Below are 3115 nucleotides of genomic sequence, written 5' to 3'. Positions count from 1 at the left end.
CCCGGAGCATGTGCTCCGGGGCTTTCTCGCGTTCTCGACCCGGTGCGCATTATGGAGCCACAACGGTCGCGGCGGCCCCAGAAGAAGACAGTTATGGCTCCATGATGCGGCAGTTCCGGACCGGGTGAGCGAACGGCACTCTCGTTCACTGTTGTCCCGCACCGCCGAACACCAGTGATGAGCGCAGTGCCGTTCGAGGTGCTGCGGGGGCGCGGCGTCACTAGCACCGCCCACCGACAAGAACGGGTGCTCGGCCCGGTCCGGGGCCGGGTTGTCCACGCTCGATGGCGGTCATCCACAGGTTTTCTCCCGATCCGTCGGAGCCCTCCTCCAGGGCTGATGCTGGCTCCAGCGAGTGCGGAACCAGCCAGCGAGGAGAAGACCATGACGGACATCCTGACGACGGTCGTCGGCCGACTGACGAACCGACCGGTGCGCCGGGAACTGGGCAGCGGCCGGGAGGTCGTGTCGTTCCGGATGGCGTGCAACCACGCCTACTACGACCGCGAAGCGGCCCAGTGGAAGGAGTCGTCGACCTCCTACGTGTCGGTCGACGTGTGGCGTCGGAACCTCGGGCGGAACGTCGAGGCCTCTTTCGCCAAGGGCGACCCGGTGATGGTGCTCGGCCGGCTCTACGTGCGGGAGTACGAGCAGGAGGGCCGACCCCGCACTGCGGTCACGCTCGTGGCCGAGGCGGTCGGTCCGGACCTCAACACCGCGATGGCGGTGGTCAACCGCGTGCGGCGGGCTGCGGACGGCAGTCTGCTGGAGGACGGATCCCCGCTGTCGGAGGGACCGCACGGGCCGGGCACCCCACTGCCGCGCCCGATCCCGGCGGAGGTCGAGCCGGAGGAGCAGCTCGTGGGCACACCTGTCGGCGGGGCGTGAAGTGACCGGAACTACCATCGTCCTCGTGCCGGAGTTCATCTACACCATGAAGAACGTGCGCAAGGCGCACGGCGACAAGGTCATCCTCGACAACGCGTCGATCAGCTTCTACCCGGGGGCGAAGATCGGTGTCGTGGGTCCCAACGGCGCCGGTAAGTCGAGCGTGCTGCGGATCATGGCGGGGCTGGACCACCCGAACAACGGCGAGGCCTTCCTGGCTCCCGGGGCGACGGTCGGGATCCTCCAGCAGGAGCCCGAGCTGAACGAGGAGAAGACCGTCCTCGGCAACGTGGAGGAGGGTGTCGGCGAGATCAAGCAGAAGCTCGACCGGTACAACCAGATCGCCGAGCAGATGGCCACGGACTACTCGGACGAGCTCATGGAGGAGATGGGCACCCTCCAGGAGGAGCTCGACCACGCGGATGCCTGGGAGCTGGACTCCCAGCTCGAGCAGGCGATGGACGCACTGCGATGCCCCCCACCCGACTCCGAGGTCACCACGCTCTCCGGTGGCGAGCGGCGCCGGGTGGCGCTCTGCAAGCTCCTGCTCTCGAAGCCCGATCTGCTCCTGCTGGACGAGCCCACCAACCACCTCGACGCCGAGAGCGTGCTCTGGCTGGAGCAGTTCCTGAGCTCGTACGCCGGCGCCGTCCTGGCCGTCACGCACGACCGGTACTTCCTCGACAACGTGGCGCAGTGGATCCTCGAGCTCGACCGTGGCCGCACGTTCCCCTACGAGGGCAACTACTCCACGTACCTGGAGAAGAAGGCCGAGCGGCTCGCAGTCTCGGGCAAGAAGGACCTCAAGCTGCAGAAGCGCCTCAAGGAGGAGCTGGCCTGGGTGCGGTCCAACCCGAAGGCCCGCCAGGCGAAGAGCCGTTCGCGGCTCGACCGCTACGAGGAGATGGCCGCCGAGGCGGACCGCAACCGGAAGCTCGACTTCGAGGAGATCCAGATCCCGCCCGGCCCGCGCCTGGGCAACACGGTCGTCGAGGTCTCCCACCTCGACAAGGGGTTCGACGGTCGACAGCTGATCAAGGACCTCTCCTTCTCGCTGCCGCGCAACGGCATCGTCGGGGTCATCGGCCCCAACGGTGTCGGCAAGACCACGCTCTTCAAGACGATCGTGGGGCTCGAGAAGGCGGACTCGGGCGAGGTGAAGGTGGGCGACACGGTCCTCCTGTCGTACGTCGACCAGAACCGCGCCGGGATCGACCCGAAGAAGAACGTCTGGGAGGTCGTGTCGGACGGGTTGGACTACATCCACGTCGGGCAGACCGAGATGCCCTCGCGGGCGTACGTGGCGGCCTTCGGGTTCAAGGGCCCCGACCAGCAGAAGCCTGCGGGCGTGCTGTCCGGCGGCGAGCGCAATCGCCTCAACCTTGCGCTCACCCTCAAGCTCGGTGGCAACCTGATCCTGCTCGACGAGCCGACGAACGACCTGGACGTCGAGACGCTCGGGTCCCTGGAGAACGCGCTGGAGCAGTTCCCGGGCTGCGCTGTCGTGATCTCCCACGACCGGTGGTTCCTGGACCGCGTCGTCACGCACATCCTCGCGTGGGAGGGCACGGAGGAGAACCCGGCGGCGTGGTTCTGGTTCGAGGGCAACTTCGAGGCCTATGAGAAGAACAAGGTCGCCCGGCTCGGAGCGGATGCCGCGCGACCGCACCGTGTCACACACCGTAAGCTCACCCGTGACTGAGAGCGATCGACCCGCGTCGGGAACGGCGGCGGGCTAGACAGCGGGATCGAACCCAGGTGGGTCGGATTGCACGGGAGGGTGCATGACCGAGGCGGTCCGGCACGGCGGGGACGAGTTCTCCGGAGCGGCGCTGACACCGGTGGCGGCGTCGCTGCGGTGGAGCAGGCCCGATCTCACCGCGGGACTCGCCGGGCACGCCGCCGACGTCACGCCGCGGACCGATCCGCTGTGGCTGCGTGCGGCGGGCTGGCGGGTCCATGGGGTGGCGGCGACCGGTGACGGGCGCCGGGCGGTGGCGGAGGTCCTCTCGGAGGTCCTCTCCGGCGGCCGGCGCACCGGTACGGATCCGGGAGGCGTCGATGGGCTGCGTCTGGTCGTCGAGGTCGCGGCGGCGAGCCAGGCCAACGGTGACATCGCCGTGGCCCGCAGGCTCGCCCGGCGGGTGGTCGAGGGCGCCGGCGGATCGGCCGAGCTGCGGCTCGACGCCCGGCTGGTGCTGATCCGGTGTGCCGCGATGGCCGCCGA

General features: G+C 68.9%; 3 protein-coding genes. All 3 read left to right on the top strand.

Annotated features, from left to right (window positions below; genetic code table 11):
* Positions 1 to 384 precede the first annotated feature (384 nt).
* The gene (locus tag H5J29_RS26970) at positions 385 to 888 is read left to right on the top strand and encodes a single-stranded DNA-binding protein (RefSeq protein WP_181783810.1); all 504 of its coding nucleotides are present in this window, start codon (positions 385 to 387) and stop codon (positions 886 to 888) included.
* A gap of 25 nt (positions 889 to 913) precedes the next feature.
* On the top strand, positions 914 to 2590 hold the full coding sequence (ettA, locus tag H5J29_RS26965) for an energy-dependent translational throttle protein EttA (RefSeq protein ID WP_181783809.1): 1677 nt from the start codon (positions 914 to 916) through the stop codon (positions 2588 to 2590).
* An 82-nt stretch (positions 2591 to 2672) separates the two neighbouring features.
* A partial coding sequence (locus H5J29_RS26960; RefSeq protein ID WP_220187982.1) for a hypothetical protein occupies positions 2673 to 3115 on the top strand: 443 nt, incomplete at its 3' end.

It is taken from the genome of Pseudonocardia pini (assembly GCF_013870575.1).
Classification (GTDB): domain Bacteria; phylum Actinomycetota; class Actinomycetes; order Mycobacteriales; family Pseudonocardiaceae; genus Pseudonocardia; species Pseudonocardia pini.
This window is presented reverse-complemented; position numbering and strand designations above follow the sequence as displayed.

What these genes read in the sequence shown, in the direction of transcription:
- H5J29_RS26970 (WP_181783810.1), top strand. Translation starts at nt 385, where the DNA reads ATGACGGACATCCTGACGACGGTCGTCGGCCGACTGACGAACCGACCG.